The organism is Labrenzia sp. 5N (genome assembly GCF_012395805.1).
Lineage (GTDB): Bacteria > Pseudomonadota > Alphaproteobacteria > Rhizobiales > Stappiaceae > Roseibium > Roseibium algicola.
In genome coordinates this window covers 196597-217169 of record NZ_JAAZTM010000016.1, presented here as the reverse complement: position 1 = coordinate 217169, position 20573 = coordinate 196597, and the positions used below count along the sequence as shown (strand labels likewise).

Genomic DNA, 20573 nt, shown 5'->3' with positions numbered 1-20573 from the left:
AGACTCCTAGCGCTCGTCGCCGAAGTAGCGCACGCGCAGTTGCTCGATCATGTCCGTCTCATGCGCCGTCAGCAATTCCAGCGTCAACGGCCGTGTCCACGGACTGCCGTGCGCAAGGGCAAAGCCGTATTTGTCCGGTTCGAAGATAGGGCCGATCACCTCGACATTCGCCCGCGGGTGACTGTGAGCGTAATACTCAAGGACAGGCGCATCGCCCACAACGGCATCAATCTCATCATTGCGCAAAGCAGCGACAGCTCCTTCGATGTCGTCAAATGACCGGCGCGACCAACCGGATGCTTCTGCAAACTCCTCGGCCACGCTGCCGGCAAAGACGCCGATACTCTTGCCCGGCAGATCGGCAACACTGTTGATCTGGTTGGTGAGTGAAAGGGTTGTCATGACGCTGGTCACCGACGAGGTCACATAGGCCATCACCGCAATGCCGCAGACCAGCCAGAGCGCCTGCCAGATGCGGCCTGGCCAACCAAACAGGTTCTTGCGCGAAGGTGCCTTGCCGGATGTCACCACGGACATGACCGCATAGAAGCTCTCCGACACACCTTCCGGCCAGCCCCGGGGAAAGTTCTTGTCGAAACGCCGGTCGAACACCGTCATCAGCGCCGTGGCAAACACGATCACAAGCGCCAACCAGCCATAGGCTCTCAGGTAACCGGATTCCTGCAGGCCCGTTATCACCTCGCTGAAACTCGCTCCCTGACTGTCAGGCACGAGAATGCGCAGGCCCGCATCGAACCAGGGCTGGGTAAAGTCGATCCTGTCGGCGCGCTTGCGGGTGATCGTCAGGTTGGTGACGGCAATACCGATGGATTTGTCCGCTGCTGCATCCACCAGCTCCCGGATGGTCGGGAAGATCCGATATTCGTAGAGAATTCCGTTTTTCTGCGCCAGTGCTTCCCAAAGGTCCACCGCCATGCCGGAATAGACACCCGGCTCTTCCTCCATGACAAAAGGGGGGCTGATGTAGAGGCCGACGCTGACCGGCGAGCCCGGCAGCGGTGGATTGTCGTCCCCCTCCGCCGTCTGCCCCAATGCCGGCAGCGCGAGAAAAATCGACAGGCAGAGCACAAGGGCAGCTGACAGGCATCGACAGAAATTCGAGCAGGCGGTCACGACGGCCTCCGCTTGGCAGAAGGGGAATCACCCAGAAGGTTCCTGAAGGGTAAGCCGCCACGCCAAAACCATGCAACCTGTGCCCCCACAGGCTGCTCATGAATACGGCCGGTGGTAGCAACGGATGAATTGCTCCCTCAACTCACCGCGTGATCACGATTCTCGTGTCGGCGCGGCCGACCTTTCGCACTAGATTGAAAAGCTGAGCGGCATTCTTGGGATGGAGCCGGATGCATCCGTGCGAGGCAGGACGGCCCAGCCGCTTGAGGTCGTTGGTGCCGTGTATGGCGTATCCGCCGAGAAAGAAGACCGAATAGGGCATGGGTGCCCAGTTGTACTTGCGCGAGTTCCAGTTGCGTTCCAGCCGGGTCGGGCGCCAGCTTCCCGTTGGTGTGCGATATCCCTTGCGCGCAGTCGAAACTGGCCATTTGTTTCGCAAACGCCCGTCGACGTACAAATAAAGCCGCTGTTCGGAAAGATCGATCTTTGCGGTTACCCGAGGTGCAGCGCTTGCGCTGGTAGCAGCCAAGACAAGAAAGGCCAGCAACAACGGCCCGGCAATGAGTTTTTTGATGGTAAACATCTCAAAGACACCCAAGAAAAAACAAGACAACAAAATTGAATACGAAAATCTAATCCGCACTTTCTTCGAGACGCAAGCCAAACTTGAAGTAAGCGTAAACGTCTACTCCGATCACGCCTTGAAGCGCACGATCCAGAGTGCTTGCCCAGATGCGCACGTTCGCCAAATAGGTGCAAAATTACCCTTGACCTGCCCAGCCGCCGGTGCCATAACCACACCCGAACCGTACCGTACGGTTCCCTACTGACAATCAACGATCCGACCTGAGACATGACAGCGACCGCTTACGATATTGCCACCTCCCGCCCGGATGCAGCGCCCGAATTTTCGCCGCGCCAGCAGGTGGTGTTGCAACATGCGCTGACGCTGCTGGTCGAAGGTGGAGAGAAGGCGCTGACGACGGCAGGCTTAGCCCGCACGGCAAGCTGCTCGAAGGAAAGCCTCTACAAGTGGTTCGGCGATCGTGACGGCCTGCTGGCCGCGGTTGTCGCCTTCCAGGCCAGCCAGGTTCAGTTTCCTTCCGAGGCCGGTGCCACTGCCGATGCGGCGACGTTCCGGGCACATGTGACCGCCTTTGTCGAAGCCCTGCTGGGTGTCCTGTTTTCAGAAACCTCGCTGGCGTTGAACCGACTGTCGATCGGCCAGTCCAACACCAATTCGAACCGCCTCGGCCAGCTTCTACTGGTGCGCGGCAAACACATGATTTCCGCCCGCGCGCGCGCCATGCTGGACAGCGGCCGCCGCCACGGCCTTCTGAAATTCGACGAATCCGAAGACGCCTACCAGGTGCTTTACGGCCTTGCCATTCGGGACGTCCATATCCGCCTCCTTCTGGGTGAGACCGCCGGTCCTGCCGAGAAGGATCTGAAATCGCAGGCCGAAGTGGCCGTCGATCGCTTTTACCGTCTGTTCGGGGCCTGATCGCCGCGAACCTTCGGAACCACTGGGAAACACCAGAACCAATCAAGACCGGAAAACCGGCCTTCAAACGACAGAATGCAGACGGGAGAAAGGAACCCATGCGCGTTTATTACGATCGTGATGCTGATCTTAACCTGATCAAGTCCAAAAAAGTCGCCATCATCGGCTACGGCTCGCAGGGCCGCGCCCATGCCATGAACCTCAAGGACAGCGGCTGCACGGAGATCGCCGTTGCCCTGCGCGAGGGCTCCACGACTGCTCTGAAGGCAGAAGCTGACGGCTTCAAGGTCATGAACGTGGCTGACGCTGCTGCCTGGGCCGACCTGATGATGATGGCAACCCCGGACGAACTGCAGGCCGACATCTACAAGGACCACATCGCAGCCAACATCCGTGACGGCGCTGCAATCGCCTTCGCACATGGCCTCAACGTTCACTTCGGCCTGATCGAGGCAAAGTCGACCGTTGACGTTCTGATGGTTGCACCGAAGGGCCCGGGCCACACCGTGCGCGGCGAATACATGAAGGGTGGCGGCGTGCCGTGCCTGATCGCTGTTCACCAGGACGCTTCCGGCAATGCCCATGACCTCGGCCTGTCCTACGCCTGTGGCGTTGGCGGCGGCCGTTCGGGCATCATCGAAACCACCTTCAAGGAAGAGTGCGAAACCGACCTCTTCGGCGAACAGGCTGTTCTTTGCGGCGGTCTCGTCGAACTGATCCGCGCCGGTTTCGAAACCCTGGTTGAAGCCGGTTACGCTCCGGAAATGGCCTACTTCGAGTGCCTGCACGAAGTGAAGCTGATCGTCGACCTGATCTACGAAGGCGGCATCGCCAACATGAACTACTCCATCTCCAACACTGCAGAGTGGGGTGAGTACGTGACTGGTCCGCGCATCGTGACGCCGGAAACCAAGGCGGAAATGAAGCGCGTCCTGACAGACATCCAGACCGGCAAGTTCACTTCCGATTGGATGCAGGAATACCGTGCAGGCGCTGCCAAGTTCAAGGCAACCCGCCGCCTGAACGACGCACACCAGATCGAGGAAGTTGGCGAAAAGCTCCGCGGCATGATGCCGTGGATCAAGTCCAACGCGCTCGTCGACAAGACCAAGAACTAACAAGGTTCGCCCCATCGACCCGAAACGAGACCCCGCTGGCAACAGCGGGGTTTCTTTTTGCCGGTTCCTGCAGGTCGTCAAATAGAAATCCGGATGCGGGCGTTATAAATAAGCGGCCCGCGACCACATCCGCCCTGCCGCCCCAAAGATGCCGCATTGCCTCCGCAAATTTCACAGGTATCGTAAACGGGACCAAAGCGTTGAATTCCCTATTTGATAAAAGTTTTTTTATCGCGGCTAACCGGATTGCAAGACCCTATCCCGTAACGTAATCACTATCCTTTGTGAGATTGAGGGACCGGTTCCGGAGACTGCCTTGATGGATCTATCGACACTCTTTTCGGCAAATGTGCTTCTGCTGTCGATTTTTGCCATCTGCTTCCTGGCCATTTCCCTGCAGACCAGTCCGCGTGCTCACTGGTTGAGCTGGGCCGCTGCAAATACCCTGTTGGCGTCGTCTCTGGTCTGCTTTGCGCTCAGCAGCATGCTGCCGCCCCTGGTCGCCTATCTGCTCCCCAACACCCTGTTGCTGCTCGGTTTTGGCTGTCACTGGCACGCGGCACGCCTTCTGGCGGATATGCCGAGCAAGCTCAGCAATGTTGTCGCGCCCGCCTTTGCCTACGGCATCGTCGCAGGCTGCGCGTATCTGCTTTCCAACTACGCCCTTGCGTACATGGCCTCCAACGTGGTGTTCACGCTGCTGTCCGTCGCAACCATTACCGCCTACGCTTCAAGGCCGTTCCGGGGTCTGATTTCCAATATCGGCCTCATCCTGGCGTTCTTCTTTCTGGCTGCCGAAGGTGTCCTGCGCACAGTGCACGGACTTGTTTCCGGCGGCCCGCAAGGGCCAGGCATGATCGACGACCTGATTGTCGACATTCACCTGATGTGCGCACTCGTCTTCGTCAGTCTGACCGGCGCTTTCTCCCTTGCGCTGTCGTTCGAGCTCGTGGCGAACCGGAACCGGGAAGCGGCAAGGCGCGATCCCCTGACCGGCGCGTTCAACCGCAGGGAGTTTCAGACACGTCTGGAAAGCCTCCTGCAGGAAACGCAGAAAGACGACTTCGGTCTTGTCCACTTCGACCTCGATCACTTCAAGCAGGTGAACGACAGGTTCGGACATGTTGCAGGCGACGAAGCGCTTGTGAAGGTCTGTTCGGAAGTGAAGGCGCATCTGCGCCAGAACGACTGCTTTGCCCGCCTCGGCGGCGAGGAATTCGCGGTGCTTCTGCCGTCCATCTCGCGCGAGAACGCCTTCCGGGTTGCCGATCGCCTGCGCGAGCGCATTTCCCACCTGCGGTTCGAATTCGCACCGCAGGACTTCAACCTGACGGCATCGGCAGGTGTTTATCACGGCGACGGCAGCCAGCTGCCGTCAGCCGAATTGCTCAAGACAGTCGATGAGAGCCTCTACCTGTCCAAACGGACCGGACGCAATCGGGTGTCAGTTGTCGAGAAGGTTTCCGGTGCAATACCAGCCGAACCTTTGCGGGCCGCTCAGGAATAGGCTTCGATCAGCCGCGTCACTTCCTTGTCCCGCGCCGCCTCGCTCGCCCCACCCATGACGACGACGATCAGTCGCTTGCCGCCCCGGTTGGCGGTCGCGACCAGATTGTAGCCGGACATGCGGATATAGCCCGTCTTCAGACCATCCACACCGTCAACCTTGCCGACCAGGTTGTTGGTGGCCCGGAAGGTGCGGCCGTTGTAGTCGAACGACTTCGCCCGGTAATAGCTGCCGTATTGCGGGAACCGCCGCTTCAGGGCGAGACCAAGCACTGCCATGTCACGCGCCGACGAAACCTGCGCGGGATCGGGCAAGCCCGTGGCATTGACGAAACGGGTACGCGACAGGCCAAGAGCCCGCGCCTGGGACGTCATCTGCCGGGCGAAGGCCGCTTCGCTTCCGGCCAGATTTTCGGCAACGGCGATGGCGACGTCATTGGCCGACTTGACCGCAAGCGCCCTTGCCGCCTGCTCGACCGTGATGGTCGACCCTGCCTTGATGCCGATCTTTGCCGGCGGCTGCGATGCTGCCTTGGCCGAAACGCTCAAAGGGGTGGAAAGCGTGTAACGCCCTTGCGAAACCGCATCAAAGAGCAGGTAGAGCGTCATCATCTTGCTCAGCGAAGCGGGATACCGCGCTGCATCCGCATCGACCGCATAAAGCTCTTCGCCGGTAGACGCATTCAGCACCAGCGCGGAGAACCCGCGCTCAACTGCCGTTTCCGGCGCATAGGCAACGGCAGGAAGAGGCGCCGTCTGAACGGCAGGCGCTGCACTTGTAACGGGCGTCGGGGCTGGCCCCTGCCCCGTCTGACAGGCGGCCAGAAACCCGGCCAGAACGAAGATCGAAGCCTTCTTCAAAAGGACAGACGCACGCATTCCCGCTCTCTTAAACTCGCGTTTCGGCCGGATACCTCAAGCCTTCAGGCGGTATCCGGTCTTGAAAATCCAATGTATGACGGCCAGTGAACCGCCGAGGAAGATCATCGTTGCCAGCAGCGACAGCCAAAGGCTGACGTCCGCCTGACCATAGAAGCTCCAGCGGAACCCGGAAATCAGGTAGACTACCGGGTTGATCAGCGTGATCTTCTGCCAGATATCCGGCAACATGTTGATGGAATAGAAGCTGCCGCCCAGAAAAGCCAGAGGCGTGACAATTAACAGCGGTACAAACTGCAGTTTTTCGAAATTGTCGGCCCAGATGCCGATGATGAAGCCGAGCAGGGCGAATGTAACGGCCGTCAGGAGAAAGAACGCGGCCATCCAGACCGGATGCTGGATTTCCAGCGGAACGAAGAAACTCGCCGTGATCAGGATGATCAACCCGACCAGGATCGACTTCGTTGCCGCCGCCCCGACATAGGCAACGGTGATTTCCAGGAACGACACGGGCGCCGACAGCACCTCGAAGATCGTGCCCGTAAACCGCGGGAAATAGATGCCGAACGAGGCGTTGGAGAGGCTCTGCGTCATCAGGGACAGCATGATCAGCCCGGGCACGATGAAGGCGCCGTAGCTGACACCGTCCACCTCGGAGATCCGAGAGCCGATGGCTGCCCCGAAGACAACGAAATAAAGCACCGTGGAAATCACCGGCGAGATGATGCTTTGCATGATCGTGCGGCGGGTGCGGGCCATTTCGGCCAGATAGATGACTTTGATCGCTTCGAAATTCATGTGCCCTGCTGCCCCGAAATCAGAATGAGTTCCATTCGGGGCAACGTGCGCCCCGGGATCGAGCCGGATGGAGACCGGCCAATGGTCTTGAAGCCCATGCGGGCATAGAAAGGTTCTGCAAAAGGATCCGCATCGAGACCGATCCTCACCAGACCAAGGCTCCGCGCTCTTTCGTGAAGCGCATCGAACAGCGCCCGGCCGACGCGGCGTCCCTGCCAGGCAGGGTCGACAAAACAGGTCTCCAGTTCCCCTGTTTCGCCGTCGTCTTCCATGGACAGCCGGATACAGCCGACCGGCTCACCGCCTGCGTCCTGGGCCAGCCAGAAATCGTGCTCCTCGATCCAGCTGTCGCGAACCTTGAGTTCTTCGGCGCACATGGCCATGAAAGCATCGTCATAGCCGTTCGACTGCTTGGAGCGCATGCACAGGTCCGTCAGTGCCGTGCAGTCGTCCAGTGTCGCCTTGCGAATAGTGAAACCGGTGTCCATCGCCGCCTCATCCCTGACTGACCAGACCGACGAAGATGTCCTCGAGCGACGACTGGTCCGTCTGCAGATCGTGAAAACGCACGCCGGCCTGGGAGAGATCGGTCAGAAGCGACGTGATGCCAGTCCGGTCAGCCTGGGTATCGTAGGTATAGACCAGGCTGCGGCCGTCATCCTCGAGCTTCAGATCGTAGCGGGCAAGACTGCCCGGGATCTCGACGAGCGGCTCCGTCAAGCTGAGCGACAGCAACTTGCGCCCGAGCTTGCGCATGAGCTCTGCCTTCTCTTCCACGAGAATGATCTCACCCTTGTTGATCACCCCGACACGATCGGCCATTTCCTCGGCCTCCTCGATATAGTGGGTGGTCAGGATGATGGTGACGCCCTTCTGCTTCAGCTCCCCAACGATGCGCCACATGTCGTGCCGGAGTTCCACATCCACGCCGGCTGTCGGCTCGTCCAGGAACAGGATCTTCGGCTCGTGCGCCAGCGCCTTGGCGACCAGCAGGCGGCGCTTCATGCCTCCGGACAAAGCCATGATGGGGTTGTTGCGCTTTTCCCAGAGCGTCAGGTCCTTGAGGATGCTCTCGATCCGCGCCGGATCGGGTTTCATGCCGAACAGGCCGCGGCTGAAGGCGACCGTATCACCGACCATTTCGAAGGGAGCCGTGGGCATCTCCTGAGGCACCAGACCGATCATCTGCCGGGCAGCGCGGTACTCGCTCAAGGCGTCATGGCCGCACACGTGAATACTGCCGGAGGTCGGCCGGACCAGGCCGCAAATCGTGCTGATCAATGTCGTCTTGCCGGCGCCATTCGGCCCGAGCAACGCAAACACCTCTCCTTGCTGGATATCCAGAGACACGGATTTGAGAGCCTGGAAGCCACCTTCATAGGTTTTTTCCAGGTCGCGTACGGAAAGTATCGGGGCCATCGTTTCAACCGGTTCGGAATTGGGGATTTGACCAGACGGCCAAACAGGCGTGCACACTTGCATGTGGGCGGACCGTCCGCAAGATGCAACCCTTTGGCCGTAAGCCACCGTCCGGTCGGGCCTTATCCGGATGACGACATCACTGTTTCGTCTTTCGAAACACTGCGTCTGCAGAGCCAAGACTAGGTTTTGCCCTGCGAGCCGCTATCTTTCCCTCAAAGTCAATCCGCATCAGGAACCAAGTCATGTCCATCCGCCCCGTAACCCACATCGGCAGCACACAATCAACCATGGAAGGCGCCGGCGTCCGGCTGGAGCGAGCGTTCGGATTTCAGGATCCGGAAATGCTGGATCCTTTCCTGCTGCTGGACGATTTCCGCAACGAACGTCCCGAGGACTATCTGAAGGGCTTTCCCTGGCATCCCCATCGCGGCATTGAAACCATTACCTACGTGCTGGCCGGCACCGTTGAACACGGCGACAGTCTGGGCAACAGTGGCAACCTGGGTGCGGGCGACGTCCAGTGGATGACAGCCGGGCGCGGGATCATGCATCAGGAGATGCCAAAGGGCGACGCCAATGGCCGCATGCACGGTTTCCAGCTCTGGGCGAACCTGCCGTCCTCGCTGAAGATGACCGCTCCGCGCTACCAGGATGTCGCGTCGAAAGAGATCCCGGTTGTGACCGATGACGACGGCACTTCCGCGCGGATCATCTGTGGCGAGTTCTGGGGCAAGCGCGGCCCGGTCGACGGCATCGCCGCCGATCCGCAATATCTCGACATCCATGTGCCGGCTGGTCACAAGAAACGCTTCAAGGTCGACACCTACAAGCAGACCTTTGCCTACATTTTCGAAGGCTCCGGCACGTTCGAAGGAGCATCCGACCCGTTCGGGGTTCTGACGGAAAAGGAATTCGGCGGCGAGGAACTAAAGATCCGTGACGAGACCGGCAACCGTTCTCTGGTGATCTTCGGCTCCGGCGACGAGATCGTCGTTCACGCAGGCGAGGAAGGCATCCGTTTCCTTCTGGTCTCCGGCGCACCGATCAAGGAACCCGTGGCCTGGCACGGCCCCATCGTGATGAACACCCGTCAGGAGCTGATCCAGGCGGTAACCGAACTGCAGAACGGCACATTTATCCGGTAGGGCTGAAAAGAACCTGCTGCCTTGTAACTTTCACAAAGTCTGGCTAGGGCTGTCCGGGATACAATCGATCTGGACAGCCCATGCCATTGAAACTCCGCCCGGCCACAGAGGCCGACGCCCCTGCCCTCACCGATATCCTCCATCGCGCCAAGGCCTCCTGGGGCTATCCGGAGGAAAAAATGGCAGAGTTTCGCGACTACTGGCGAATATCCGAGGCAACCATCCAGTCCCTGACGCTCACCGTTGCAGAGCGGGACGGTCAGCCCATAGCCTTTTCCGGTCTCTCTCCCCAAAGCGAAGATACCCTGCTTGTCGATTTCCTGTTCGTTGCCCCTGAAGCCCAGCGTCAGGGCATTGGCGACCTTCTGCTGAAGCGCGCGGAGGATCATGCCCACCGACAGGGATTGAGCCGGCTTTATCTGGAAAGCGACGCCAACGCGGGCCCCTTTTACGAAAAACGCGGGTTTCGGACGATGGCGACTCGACCAAGCGAGATGTCGCCCGGCAAGGAAATCCCCCTGATGGAAAAACCGCTGGCACCTGCGGTCTACCGGGTGGAAGCGCTGAACATCGAGGTTTCGGACAAACCCTGGGCTTTTGAAACGAAGCATGCAGACGCCATCGATGCGTATTTCGAGGAAGCCAGGAAGCGCATTCCCATGCTTTGGAATGGCCGAACCATGAAGTTGACCGGGTTCGAGTTCAAGGACGGCACCTTTAACGGCACCTGCGCGGAATGTTCCTTTGCCGCTTTCCTGGCGTGGCGCGACTGGGGTGCGCCCGATGCAAGCTCGTTCAATCTCTTCGGCTCCGCCATCCTGAGGTCCGCCGAAGGCGCATTGCTCTATGGTGTCATGTCCCGAAAGACCGCCACAGCGGGCATGATCTACCCTCCCGGTGGCAATCTCGACCCGACCGACCTGACCGAAGATGGCAAGGTCGACGTTGTCGGGGCGATCTACCGGGAACTTGAAGAGGAAACAGGCCTCAAACGAGACGACGTCAAGCCTGCCGGGCTGCTGGTGACATTCGACGGCTGGCGAATTTCCATCGGCCAGCTGATGGATGTCCCCCGCCTCGCGGAAGAGTTGCGCACGGAAATCCTGCGTTTTTCAGAGGCGTCGGAAGAACAGGAGCTTGCCGATATGCGCATCATTCGCACGCGCGCGGACCTTGAGGACAGCGCCATCGTGCCTTACGCCCGTTCGCTCGGCAAATATCTGCTGCCATGAAGAGCACTCGGCGAGACGGCCGGGAACGGCAATATTTTGTTCACCAAGAATGCGCACTAAGCACTGGCAGGACTTGCCTGAAAATGCAAAAGTCCGCTCACCTTTGAAGCTGGCACCGTGGTTTGCACGGGCCGACCGATGCGGACAGGTTGGTTGTTTTACAACGTTTGAGCCCCTCGCCTGACTTTGTTTGAAGGTCGGCAGGCGGCGACAGGGAGAAGAGAAGTATGAGCCGCCGCTACGCGATCCTGGATGTCTTCACGAACACGAGCCTTGCCGGGAACCCCCTGGCGGTGGTTCTGGACTCCGAGGGGCTGAGCGACGAGCAGATGCAGAAGATCGCCGGTGAGTTCAATCTTTCCGAAACGGTCTTCGTCTTCCCGCCGGAAAAGCCCGGGCATTCTGCCACCATGCGGATCTTCACACCCAAGATGGAATTGCCGTTCGCCGGGCACCCGACCGTCGGTACCGCCATCCTTCTGGCAACGGAACGCTTTGGCGATATTTCGGGCGAGCAGGATGCCGTTGTTGTTCTGAAGCAGCAGATCGGCACTGTGCGCTGCGCGGTTATCCTGCGCGAGCACGCAGCCGCCTTTGCCGAGTTCGACGTTCCCAGCCTGCCGGAGCCCGCCGGACCGACCCACAACGTCGAGCTGATCGCAGCCGCGCTCAACCTGGAGCCGAGTGACATCGGGTTCGAGAACCATGGCCCCTCCCGCTTCCGCGTAGGCCCTCCCTTCACCTTCGTGCCGGTGCGCGATCTGGATGCCTTGGCGCGCGCCAAACCGGTGCCGGCCATGTGGAACGCAGGCTTCGGCAAGAACGGCAATACGGACGCTTATGTCTATTGCCGCGAAACCCGCTCCCACGACAGCGCTTTCCACGCCCGCCTGTTTGCGCCCGACATGGGCATTCCCGAAGATCCCGCGACAGGTTCTGCTGCGGCGGCTTTCGCAGGTGTGGTCGACTATTACGACGACCTTCCCAACGGCACCCACCATATCCGCATCGAACAGGGTTTCGAGATGGGACGGCCATCCCTGATCGACCTGGAAATCGACATCGAGGGCGGCAAGATGCATGCGGTCAGGATCGGCGGTCAGGCGACGCTTGTCGCTCGGGGCGAACTGTTCCTCTAATCAAATCAGACGCTGCCCGGACGGTCAGAAGGCCGCCTGGGCAGGTTCGTTCGCCTTGTCGGCGCGCGGCGGCAGACCGAAATGCCGGGCGTACTCTCGGCTGAACTGGGTCGCGCTTTCGTAACCCACCTGGAACGCCGCGCGCGAGACGGACAGTTTTTCCGCCTGCAGCAGCCGGCGCGCCTCCATCAGCCGCAATTGCTTTTGAAACTGCAGCGGACTGGTGCCGGTAATATCCTTGAAGTGCGCATGGAAGGCAGACACGCTCATGCCTGCCTCACCGGCAAGATCGTCCACCCGCAAGGACGCCGCAATGTCCCGCCGTATGCCGGCAATGACCTTGGCGATGCGGGCCGCGTGACTGTCCTGCTCTGAAATCTGACGCAGGATCGCGCCATGTTCGGCGGTCAGCAGCCAGTAGTGGATCTCTCGCAAGATCAACGGCAGCAACACCTTGCCGGCCTCCGGCATCTCCGCAAGCTCGAACAGGCGCCGCATGGCATCGACGATTGCTGCATCTGCCCTGCCGCTTGCCACGGCGCGTGCAGCCATAGATGTTTTACCCGGCCGATCCAGCTCCGGAGCAAGTTCGCGGATCAGAGCCGTGTCCAGTGGAATGGCGAGCGCAACATAGGGCTCAGCCTGGCTCGCACGCACAACCCGTGCCTGCGCGGGCAGATCCAGCCCGACAATCAGTGACTGCATGGCACCGAACCGGACAGTGTTCGATCCGAGATATGTCTGCTTCTCCCCTTGGAGAACCAGGCAGAAAATCGGTTGGTAGACGATCGGATAGATGAGGGTTGGCCGGCGCTGACGCACCAGCGTCATGCCACCAGCACCAACAGGAAAAGGATCGCCACCCGCGCCATGATCATCAGCAAATGCAACAACTTTCCGGATAAGCTCGTCTGCCTGCATGGTTCCCTCCGTCAAGAACCCAGCGATACGCCCGCCGGTTGGTGATGGCAAGCATGCAGGTTGCCTGATTTGTAGGATCAGGCAAGTCTTCTGGAGAAACCGGCACACAACACGTCTCGCTACGGACTATCTCATGGTCATCGACATCACGCCCCACAACACTGGAGCCAATAACATGACCACCTCCCCCAAGATCGCCCTCATCACCGGCGGCAGCCGCGGCCTTGGCCGCAACACTGTTCTTCATCTTGCCAAGAACGGTATCGACACGGTCTTGACATACAGGACCAGCAAGGAAGAGGCCGAACAGGTCGTTGCCGAAGTGGAAGCGCTGGGTGCCAGGGCTGTTGCCCTGCAGCTCGATACTGCCGACACATCCGGCTTCCCCGCATTCACGGACGCATTGAAAACCGTGTTACAGCAGACCTGGCAGCGCGACAGTTTCGATTTCCTGGTCAACAACGCCGGCACGGGCATTCACAAGCCATTCGCCGAGACGACTGAGACCGATTTCGACCAGTTGATGAATGTTCACGTGAAGGGAGTCTTTTTCCTGACCCAGCAGTTGCTACCGCTGATCGCGGATGGCGGCCGCATTCTGAACGTATCGTCCGGCCTTGCCCGGTTCTCCCTGCCCGGCTATTCCGCCTACGCGACCATGAAAGGCGCGATTGAAGTTCTGACCCGCTATCTGGCCAAGGAACTGGGATCTCGACACATCGCCGTCAACACGCTGGCGCCTGGCGCCATTGAAACGGATTTCGGTGGCGGTGCCGTGCGTGACAATCCGGAACTCAACAAGGTGGTCGCCTCCATGACAGCCATGGGCCGTGCCGGCCTTCCGGATGACATCGGCGGAGCCATCACCGCGCTTTTGAGCGGCAATACCGGCTGGATGACCGGCCAGCGCATTGAAGTCTCGGGCGGTCAGAACCTCTGACACCCTAAGTCAGCAGTGTGCCGCGGCGGCCGGATCCCGGCCGCCGCGTGCATGGCCTATTCGGCAGCTTCCATCAGGCGTGCAGGTGCCGTAATGGACCAGCTCGGCACTGCTTCCAGCCGCTGATACCAGGCAATGATGTTGGCATGGCCTTCCAACGGCATACGCGATTGCGGGTTCAACGCCAACGCCGACAAGGCACCGACCGCAAAATCGGTTACGGTCACCCTGTCCCCAAACATGTAGGCCCGCCCCTCCAGGTGGATATCGAAAAACGCGGACGTACCCGCCATTGCCGTCTGCGCGGCGCCCATGGGCGGCTGTTTGCCAACGGAAGCGTTTCGGCGCAATCCCGTTGAAACGCTGCCCGGATCGTCGCTTCTTGAGCGCCATTTCCGCGCATCCGAATGAGACCCAAACGCTTAAACGCGCATTGCCATTGAATAGTAATAAATCACAATACTCTACCTGCTTGCAGCGAGCCATCACTGTGTCATTTACTCGTGCTCGAATTAAATAAATTCATCACATCGCAACCTTTTAAAATATTGATTTAAAACACATAAATGACAAAAATATTTACTTTACTTGATGAAGTTAACCAGATGTTTGCCCATTTAATTTGCATTTGATTAAAGGCTCTTGGCGTATCCAAGTTCCGCAGAGGAACTAATGAAAACAAGTTTACTGTCAAAAATTACAGTAACGCACAAGTAAACAGGGAAACGCCATGAAAACCTTACTGAGCCTCCTGGCTGGGGCGCTGATGATCAGCTCTGCCGTTCAGGCTGCCAACCTTCCTGCACCAACAGGTGATGTCGTCCTCGTTGTGACCGGAAACATCAAGAACACCAACAAAGGTGACAGCGCCGAATTTGACATGGAGATGCTGGAAGGCCTTACAGAAATCTCCAAGACGCTCGAGACTCCCTGGACTGAAGGCACCACCGCATTTTCCGGCCCTCAGCTGCGCGCGGTGCTGGAGGAAGTTGGCGCACGCGGTTCCAAACTGATCGTCAGGGCTCTCAACGACTACAGTGCAGAAGTGCCGGTAGAAGATGCCGAGAACTTCGACACCATGCTGGCGACCAAAATGAACGGCGACTACATGTCCGTTCGCGACAAGGGCCCCCTGTTCCTGATCTACCCTTTCGACACGAACCCGGAACTCTTCAACGAGAAATACTTTTCCCGTTCGGTCTGGCAAATCCGTGAAGTTGAAGTGGTAGAGTGAAAAGTCAGCTCGAAATAGGCGGCAAGGCCGTTGAACAGGCAGCAAGGGCGACGAAATCCGTTCTCGTCGTCCAGATCTTTCTTGTCTGTACAGTCCTTGCCATCTTTACGATGCTGGTCAAACGCGAAGGCCAGTTGCATGACGCTATCCGTGAAGACGCAATCTGGGCTGTCTATCAGCTCGACCGCGAAACACGTGCCGTCTACGAGCTGGTACAACACGTCAAATATCGTATCGGCGAGGCCGGTATCGAAGCGGCGCAGGAAGCCGTAGCACCGCGAGATCTCGTAACGCGTTATGACATCCTCTATTCGCGTCTCTCGGTCCTCGCCAACTCCAAATACAACGTCTTCTTCGAGCAAAGTCCGAACTTCAGATCCAGGATCACGACCATTCAGACCAAGATCCTGGCCATCGAACCTGTCTTCAATGAAATCGCAGCGAAAAAGAATTACACCGACATCGACTTTGCGCCTGTCGAAGAAATGCTCGAAAAAATTCGCAGCGCCACGAACGAATTTCTTGTCCGCACGAACGCGACAATCTCAGAAGCACGCGCCGAAGCCCGCAACGACGTCTTCCAGGCACAAATGCTGGCCTTCCTCTTCATGTTTGCGATCGTCGTCGCCGCGCTCTTTCTCGCCCTTCACATGCTTCTGCAGGTCCGCATCGTGAAACAGACGCGGGAAGGCATGAACAAGGCGGCAGCGGAATTCGAGAAAGCCTATGAGGCAGCAGAAGCCGGCAACAAGGCCAAGTCGGAGTTTCTGGCCACGATCGGACACGAAATCCGCACCCCGCTGAACGGCATTCTCGGCATGGCCGAACTTCTGGCACAAAAGCAGCTTCCGGAAGAAGAAACCGGCTACGTCCGCACCATCACGAGTTCCGGCAATGCACTGCTGGAGATGATCAACGAGATCCTCGACTTTGCGAAGATCGAATACGGATCCGTTGAGACCGAACAGATTGTCTTCCGGCTCGACGAACTGGTGCAAGAGGCGGCAGCTGTCGTGGAAGGCAAGGCGCTCGAGCAGAATGACGAGCTCAAGCTAAATATCGACCCCACACTTGAAAAAGCTTTCATCAAGAGCGACCCCACCCGGCTGAAGCGCGTCCTGCTCAATCTGTTGTCCAATGCCGTGAAATTCACCGAAAACGGTTCAATCCACGTCGATGTGGTTGCCGGAAAAGTTGTCGCCGAGACCCTGGAACTGAAGATCAGCGTCAAGGATTCCGGTATCGGCATTGCCGAAGAGGCACAAAAGCAGCTCTTTACCGCATTCCACCAGGTCGATTCCTCGATCAGCCGGCGCTTTGGCGGCACGGGCCTCGGCCTTGCCATCTGCAAACAGATCGTCGAGGCGATGGGTGGATCGATAGGTGTGTTCAGTATTCCTGGCGAAGGCGCGACCTTCAGCTTCACCTTGCCGGTTCAACTGGCACACGCCCCTGCGGCGAATCTCACCGGTTTGGAGGGTGGTTTGCCCCCAACTGCATTGATCCCCCGTCTGCGTGTTCTGCTCGTGGAGGACAACGTCATAAACCAGCGTGTCGCAACCAAGTTGCTGGAGAGACTGGGTCAGGAAGTCATCGTTGCCAGCGACGGCAGGGAGGCGATCAAACGTGTGCAGGACGCCACTTTCGATCTCGTGTTGATGGACGTGCAGATGCCTGATCTCGACGGGATCGCGGCAACACGGCTGATACGGAACATCGGCGCTCCATTCGACATGCTGCCCATCATCGCAATGACGGCAAATGCTTCCGACCGGCACCGCCAGGACTGCCTGGACGCGGGCATGAATGCCTTCGAGTCCAAGCCCGTCACCTTCCAGAGGCTTGCGACCATCCTGCGTGAATATGGTCCTTCGGACACTTCAGCAGAAGGCACCACCGACCTGCCGACATCCCCAGGTTCTCCGGAACCGACGGAACAGAGGCATGCGGCTCAATCCGACGCAGCGACACCAAACGCCAACGTGGTTCGCCTTGCCGGAGAAGAGAAAGGGGATACCAGACGAGCTGAACTGCGGGGGGAACTTGGCGACGAGATCTTCCATTCTCTGGTGAACGACTTCTTTGAAAATGCCGACACTCTCGTTGTGCAAGTCACCGAGGCAGCAAGCTCGGGTGATGCGGAAAGCTACGACCGGCTGCTGCACACACTGAAAGGTGCGGCGGACAATCTCGGATTTACGACCCTCTCAAAAACTGCGGACGCACTTCGCACCAGCATCGAAACCTCCAACCAGGTGACACTCCTGACGGTGGAGCTGGAAAAAGCAAAAAACAGATACCGGAAGATTGCGATATGACCGACACACCGCTTGCCGACACCGATTTCCGCATCCTGCTGGTCGAAGACGATCCCACCAACCGCATGATCATGGAACGGCTTGTGGAGCGCATCCCCGGATGCCACGCAGTCAGCTTTTCCCATCCCATCGACCTGATCGCGGCACTCGACATGGTCGAATTCGATGTGGCGATCATCGACTATCAATTGCCGGGCCTCAACGGCATCGAGCTCATCAAGGAAATTCATCAGCACCCCGCCCATACTGACAAGCCGATGGTGATCGTGACGGCAGACAAGGACCGGGACACGCGCATCGAGGCCCTGACCTCCGGTGCTGTCGATTTTCTGAACAAGCCGCTCGAGGTGGTGGAATTCAAGGCCCGTGTCCGGAACCTGACCAAGCTGGCCGAGGCACAGCGCAAACTCGCCACCCGGGCGGAATGGCTGAAAGAGGAAGTCGACAGGGCAACGACCGAACTCCGGAAGCGCGGCGAGGAAATCGTTCACCGGCTGATCCTTGCTTCCGAATACAAGGACCTCGACACGGCCATGCATACCCTTCGCATGGCGAACTTCTGCGAGTTGATTGCCGAAGAACTCGGCATGAGCATGGAGTTCCGGCGAGACCTCAAGATGGCCGCACCGATGCACGACATCGGCAAGGTTGGCATTCCGGACCGTATCATGCTGAAACGCGGCCCCCTCACCCCGGAAGAACGCGAAGAAATCAACCGGCACACGGAAATCGGCGCCGGCATCCTCAAGGGCTCCAGTTGCCGACTGCTGCAGGTCGCGACCCAGATTGCCGCGACACACCACGAACGCTGGGACGGCAGCGGTTACCCCAATGGCCTGCGTGGAGAAGAAATTCCACTTGTCGGCCGGATAGCGGCCGTTGCCGACGTCTTCGACGCGTTGACGACGGAACGCCCCTACAAGTCCGCGTGGACCAACGAACGGGCCTTCAGCTTTCTGGAAGAAAAATCAGGCAGCGACTTCGACCCGGAGTGCATTGCCGCCTTCCTGAGCAAGAAGAAGGAAGTGGAGGAGATCCAGGCCAGGTTTGCCGACGAGCCCATTCCCCTGGCCAAAAACGGCTGAGGCGGTCAGTCCGCAAGGCGTCTACCACAGACACCGGCAATCGCCCTGGATTGGGTGCGATCAACGCGGCGGGAGAGGAACCGCTTTGGGCACAATGCCTTTGCCTCCTGCCTTTGCAGCGGCTCAGATCTTGTTTGCGCAAGCTATCGCCGATCCCTGAAACGCCAGGCCAAGGGGGCTCCAAATGTGCAAGCTTCGGAAAAGCTGGTTGCATCATGGTTCATCCTGACTTATGAACAGTCCCCATTAACCGTCAGGTCACGCTTTTGCGCCACGCTTGGCGGACCAGTTGAAAAGACGACCAAAGGCCAAGACAGACCCATGATCGCGGTTCGCGACATTTCTGGATCTTCTCGCAACGCGCTGGCTCAGCGCGGCGGCCTCATTCTACTTGGCGATCTCCTCCTTCTTAGATGCCCCTGAGCGTCGGCTGCTTCGCTTGTCTTTAGGCGGAACGGGCACTTAGGGGAGAGTTTTCAAAAAACCGCATCACGACCATCGGATCGCGCCACGCCTTTCCTTACCCGAGCGACCTAAGGCCCGATCCAAGCCAGGGACGAAACGACATGACTGCCACTTCCGAGAAGGACCAGGTCCGGATCTTCGACACCACATTGCGCGACGGCGAACAATCGCCCGGCGCCTCCATGACGTTGGAAGAAAAGCTGCAGATCGCGGAAATTCTCGACGACATGGGTGTCGACATCATCGAAGCCGGTTTCCCGATTGCCTCGAACGGCGATTTTGAAGCCGTCAGCGAAATTGCCAAGCGCTCGAAAAACTCGGTCATTGCCGGTCTGGCCCGCGCCATCCACGCTGATATCGACCGCTGCGGCGAAGCCGTGAAACACGCCGGCAAGGGCCGCATCCACACCTTCGTTTCCACTTCGCCGATCCATCTGAAATTCCAGATGAACAAGACCGAAGAACAGGTGCTGGAAATCATCACCGACACGGTGACACGGTCGCGCAACCTGATCGACGATGTCGAATGGTCCGCAATGGACGCAACGCGCACGCCGATCGAATACCTGTGCCGCTGCGTGGAAGCCGCAATCAAGTGCGGTGCCACCACCATCAACCTGCCGGATACGGTCGGCTACGCCACCCCGGACGAATACAAGTCCATGTTCGAGCAGATCCGTGAGCGCGTACCGAATGCCGACCAGGCGATCTTCTCGGTCCACTGCCACAACGACCTGGGCCTGGCGGTTGCCAACTCGCTGGCCGGTGTCGCCGGTGGTGCCCGCCAGATCGAATGCACCATCAACGGCCTGGGCGAACGCGCCGGCAATGCTGCCCTGGAAGAGATCGTCATGGCGATCCGCACTCGCAGCGACGTCCTGCCCTACATGACCCAGATCGACCCGAAATTCATGGTTCGCGCTTCCAAGATGGTGGCGGGCGCGTCCGGGTTCGCGGTTCAGTACAACAAGGCGATCGTCGGCAAGAACGCCTTTGCCCACGAGAGCGGCATCCACCAGGACGGCATGCTGAAAAACGCCGAAACCTATGAAATCATGCGCCCGGAAGATGTTGGTGTGAAAGCCACCTCGCTGGTCATGGGCAAGCATTCCGGCCGCCACGCCTTCCGCGACAAGCTGAAAGAACTGGGCTTCGAACTGGGTGACAATGCCCTGCAGGATGCCTTCCGCCGTTTCAAGGACCTCGCCGACCGCAAGAAACACGTCTACGACGAGGATATCGAAGCCCTGGTGGAGGACGAAATCAGCATCCTGGGCGAAAGCACCAAGGTGATTGCGCTGACGGTAATTGCCGGTACGGGTGGCCCGCAGAAGGCGATCCTGACCATGGACGTCAACGGCCAGCACGTCACCAAGGAAGCGACGGGCGACGGTCCTGTCGACGCCACGTTCAACGCCATCAAGGCAATCGTGCCGCATGAAGCCAAGCTGTCGCTGTACCAGGTGCATGCGGTGACCGAAGGCACCGACGCTCAGGCCGAAGTGTCCGTGCGCCTGGAGGCCGGCGGCCGCATTGCCACGGGCAAGGGAGCGGACACCGACACACTGGTCGCTTCCGCCCGTGCCTATGTTTCGGCCATGAACAAGCTGGCCCTGCGCCAGCAGACCGGCAACCCGGGCGCGCTTGCTGCCGTCTAACGCCGGAACCACCAAAAGCTCCGGATCAAGGTGACTGTATTGTCGCCCGATTTCGGACCTGACACGAAAAGCCTC

Annotated in this window: 19 protein-coding genes; 11 read left to right on the top strand and 8 right to left on the bottom strand. The window is 59.0% G+C overall.

Annotation, left to right across the window (positions count from 1 at the left end):
- Nucleotides 1-6 precede the first annotated feature (6 nt).
- Both HEP89_RS16835 and HEP89_RS16830 read right to left on the bottom strand, forming a co-directional pair.
- Entirely contained in the window at nt 7-1134 is a 1128-nt protein-coding gene (locus HEP89_RS16835; RefSeq protein WP_209014741.1) for a transporter substrate-binding domain-containing protein, read from the bottom strand.
- A gap of 142 nt (nt 1135-1276) precedes the next feature.
- Nucleotides 1277-1717 (bottom strand): L,D-transpeptidase, encoded by a 441-nt coding sequence (locus tag HEP89_RS16830; RefSeq protein WP_168692566.1) that lies wholly within the window; start codon nt 1715-1717, stop codon nt 1277-1279.
- Nucleotides 1718-1987: 270 nt separating this feature from the next.
- Between HEP89_RS16830 and HEP89_RS16825 the strand changes: the two genes are divergently transcribed.
- The 3 genes from HEP89_RS16825 to HEP89_RS16815 all read left to right on the top strand — a co-directional run bounded on the left by HEP89_RS16825 (nt 1988) and on the right by HEP89_RS16815 (nt 5263).
- Nucleotides 1988-2638 (top strand): TetR/AcrR family transcriptional regulator, encoded by a 651-nt coding sequence (locus tag HEP89_RS16825; RefSeq protein WP_055655398.1) that lies wholly within the window; start codon nt 1988-1990, stop codon nt 2636-2638.
- 98 nt (nt 2639-2736) lie between these two features.
- Nucleotides 2737-3756, top strand: coding sequence for a ketol-acid reductoisomerase (gene ilvC, locus HEP89_RS16820; RefSeq protein ID WP_006935853.1), 1020 nt, complete (start codon nt 2737-2739; stop codon nt 3754-3756).
- Between the two features lie 319 nt (nt 3757-4075).
- A complete protein-coding gene (locus tag HEP89_RS16815) occupies nt 4076-5263 on the top strand; it encodes a GGDEF domain-containing protein (RefSeq protein ID WP_168692565.1) in 1188 nt (395 codons plus the stop codon).
- Here HEP89_RS16815 and HEP89_RS16810 read toward each other — a convergent pair.
- Genes HEP89_RS16810 through HEP89_RS16795 form a run of 4 tightly spaced genes read right to left on the bottom strand, consistent with a single transcriptional unit; the run spans nt 5254 to nt 8358 of the window.
- A complete protein-coding gene (locus HEP89_RS16810) occupies nt 5254-6141 on the bottom strand; it encodes a D-alanyl-D-alanine carboxypeptidase family protein (RefSeq protein ID WP_168692564.1) in 888 nt (295 codons plus the stop codon). The two genes, HEP89_RS16815 and HEP89_RS16810, sit on opposite strands and share 10 nt — an antisense overlap.
- Before the next feature lie 36 nt (nt 6142-6177).
- The gene (locus HEP89_RS16805; RefSeq protein ID WP_023000553.1) at nt 6178-6939 is read right to left on the bottom strand and encodes an ABC transporter permease; all 762 of its coding nucleotides are present in this window, start codon (nt 6937-6939) and stop codon (nt 6178-6180) included.
- Nucleotides 6936-7427: a GNAT family N-acetyltransferase gene (locus HEP89_RS16800; protein ID WP_168692563.1), complete on the bottom strand. Its 492-nt coding sequence runs from the start codon at nt 7425-7427 to the stop codon at nt 6936-6938. The genes HEP89_RS16805 and HEP89_RS16800 overlap by 4 nt, the downstream gene beginning before the upstream one ends.
- A 7-nt stretch (nt 7428-7434) precedes the next feature.
- On the bottom strand, nt 7435-8358 hold the full coding sequence (locus HEP89_RS16795) for an ABC transporter ATP-binding protein (RefSeq protein ID WP_168692562.1): 924 nt from the start codon (nt 8356-8358) through the stop codon (nt 7435-7437).
- Between the two features lie 245 nt (nt 8359-8603).
- On the opposite strand from HEP89_RS16795, the gene HEP89_RS16790 reads away from it, so the two are divergent.
- The 3 genes from HEP89_RS16790 to HEP89_RS16780 all read left to right on the top strand — a co-directional run bounded on the left by HEP89_RS16790 (nt 8604) and on the right by HEP89_RS16780 (nt 11877).
- Nucleotides 8604-9506, top strand: coding sequence for a pirin family protein (locus HEP89_RS16790; RefSeq protein ID WP_023000550.1), 903 nt, complete (start codon nt 8604-8606; stop codon nt 9504-9506).
- A gap of 80 nt (nt 9507-9586) precedes the next feature.
- A complete protein-coding gene (locus tag HEP89_RS16785; protein WP_168692561.1) occupies nt 9587-10738 on the top strand; it encodes a GNAT family N-acetyltransferase in 1152 nt (383 codons plus the stop codon).
- A 227-nt stretch (nt 10739-10965) separates the two neighbouring features.
- Complete coding sequence (locus tag HEP89_RS16780) at nt 10966-11877, top strand: PhzF family phenazine biosynthesis protein (RefSeq protein ID WP_023000548.1); 912 nt, start codon at nt 10966-10968, stop codon at nt 11875-11877.
- A 24-nt stretch (nt 11878-11901) separates the two neighbouring features.
- Here HEP89_RS16780 and HEP89_RS16775 read toward each other — a convergent pair whose 3' ends face one another.
- Entirely contained in the window at nt 11902-12798 is an 897-nt protein-coding gene (locus HEP89_RS16775; RefSeq protein ID WP_168692560.1) for an AraC family transcriptional regulator, read from the bottom strand.
- 175 nt (nt 12799-12973) lie between these two features.
- On the opposite strand from HEP89_RS16775, the gene HEP89_RS16770 reads away from it, so the two are divergent.
- The gene (locus HEP89_RS16770) at nt 12974-13738 is read left to right on the top strand and encodes an SDR family oxidoreductase (protein WP_077293517.1); all 765 of its coding nucleotides are present in this window, start codon (nt 12974-12976) and stop codon (nt 13736-13738) included.
- A 56-nt stretch (nt 13739-13794) separates the two neighbouring features.
- On the opposite strand, the gene HEP89_RS16765 is transcribed toward HEP89_RS16770, so the two are convergent.
- Nucleotides 13795-14052 (bottom strand): glutathione binding-like protein, encoded by a 258-nt coding sequence (locus tag HEP89_RS16765; protein ID WP_077292375.1) that lies wholly within the window; start codon nt 14050-14052, stop codon nt 13795-13797.
- Between the two features lie 416 nt (nt 14053-14468).
- Between HEP89_RS16765 and HEP89_RS16760 the strand changes: the two genes are divergently transcribed.
- The 4 genes from HEP89_RS16760 to HEP89_RS16745 all read left to right on the top strand — a co-directional run bounded on the left by HEP89_RS16760 (nt 14469) and on the right by HEP89_RS16745 (nt 20498).
- Nucleotides 14469-14972 carry a molybdopterin-dependent oxidoreductase gene (locus HEP89_RS16760; protein WP_168692559.1) on the top strand — a complete coding sequence of 168 codons (504 nt, stop codon included), beginning with the start codon at nt 14469-14471 and terminating at the stop codon, nt 14970-14972.
- The gene (locus tag HEP89_RS16755) at nt 14969-17290 is read left to right on the top strand and encodes an ATP-binding protein (RefSeq protein ID WP_168692558.1); all 2322 of its coding nucleotides are present in this window, start codon (nt 14969-14971) and stop codon (nt 17288-17290) included. The genes HEP89_RS16760 and HEP89_RS16755 overlap by 4 nt, the downstream gene beginning before the upstream one ends.
- The gene (locus HEP89_RS16750; RefSeq protein ID WP_077292372.1) at nt 17287-18375 is read left to right on the top strand and encodes an HD domain-containing phosphohydrolase; all 1089 of its coding nucleotides are present in this window, start codon (nt 17287-17289) and stop codon (nt 18373-18375) included. Before HEP89_RS16755 ends, HEP89_RS16750 begins: the two co-directional genes overlap by 4 nt.
- 566 nt (nt 18376-18941) lie before the next feature.
- Nucleotides 18942-20498, top strand: coding sequence for a 2-isopropylmalate synthase (locus HEP89_RS16745; RefSeq protein ID WP_023000539.1), 1557 nt, complete (start codon nt 18942-18944; stop codon nt 20496-20498).
- Nucleotides 20499-20573 lie beyond the last annotated feature (75 nt).

Bases quoted from the DNA above. Each gene is read 5' to 3' on its own strand.
- HEP89_RS16815 (WP_168692565.1), top strand. From the start codon at position 4,076: ATGGATCTATCGACACTCTTTTCGGCAAATGTGCTTCTGCTGTCGATT.
- HEP89_RS16795 (WP_168692562.1), bottom strand. From the start codon at position 8,358: ATGGCCCCGATACTTTCCGTACGCGACCTGGAAAAAACCTATGAAGGT.
- HEP89_RS16745 (WP_023000539.1), top strand. From the start codon at position 18,942: ATGACTGCCACTTCCGAGAAGGACCAGGTCCGGATCTTCGACACCACA.
- HEP89_RS16830 (WP_168692566.1), bottom strand. From the start codon at position 1,717: ATGTTTACCATCAAAAAACTCATTGCCGGGCCGTTGTTGCTGGCCTTT.
- HEP89_RS16805 (WP_023000553.1), bottom strand. From the start codon at position 6,939: ATGAATTTCGAAGCGATCAAAGTCATCTATCTGGCCGAAATGGCCCGC.
- HEP89_RS16800 (WP_168692563.1), bottom strand. From the start codon at position 7,427: ATGGACACCGGTTTCACTATTCGCAAGGCGACACTGGACGACTGCACG.
- HEP89_RS16825 (WP_055655398.1), top strand. From the start codon at position 1,988: ATGACAGCGACCGCTTACGATATTGCCACCTCCCGCCCGGATGCAGCG.
- HEP89_RS16780 (WP_023000548.1), top strand. From the start codon at position 10,966: ATGAGCCGCCGCTACGCGATCCTGGATGTCTTCACGAACACGAGCCTT.
- ilvC (WP_006935853.1), top strand. From the start codon at position 2,737: ATGCGCGTTTATTACGATCGTGATGCTGATCTTAACCTGATCAAGTCC.
- HEP89_RS16750 (WP_077292372.1), top strand. From the start codon at position 17,287: ATGACCGACACACCGCTTGCCGACACCGATTTCCGCATCCTGCTGGTC.
- HEP89_RS16765 (WP_077292375.1), bottom strand. From the start codon at position 14,052: ATGGGCGCCGCGCAGACGGCAATGGCGGGTACGTCCGCGTTTTTCGAT.
- HEP89_RS16810 (WP_168692564.1), bottom strand. From the start codon at position 6,141: ATGCGTGCGTCTGTCCTTTTGAAGAAGGCTTCGATCTTCGTTCTGGCC.
- HEP89_RS16785 (WP_168692561.1), top strand. From the start codon at position 9,587: ATGCCATTGAAACTCCGCCCGGCCACAGAGGCCGACGCCCCTGCCCTC.
- HEP89_RS16760 (WP_168692559.1), top strand. From the start codon at position 14,469: ATGAAAACCTTACTGAGCCTCCTGGCTGGGGCGCTGATGATCAGCTCT.
- HEP89_RS16775 (WP_168692560.1), bottom strand. From the start codon at position 12,798: ATGCAGGCAGACGAGCTTATCCGGAAAGTTGTTGCATTTGCTGATGAT.
- HEP89_RS16770 (WP_077293517.1), top strand. From the start codon at position 12,974: ATGACCACCTCCCCCAAGATCGCCCTCATCACCGGCGGCAGCCGCGGC.
- HEP89_RS16790 (WP_023000550.1), top strand. From the start codon at position 8,604: ATGTCCATCCGCCCCGTAACCCACATCGGCAGCACACAATCAACCATG.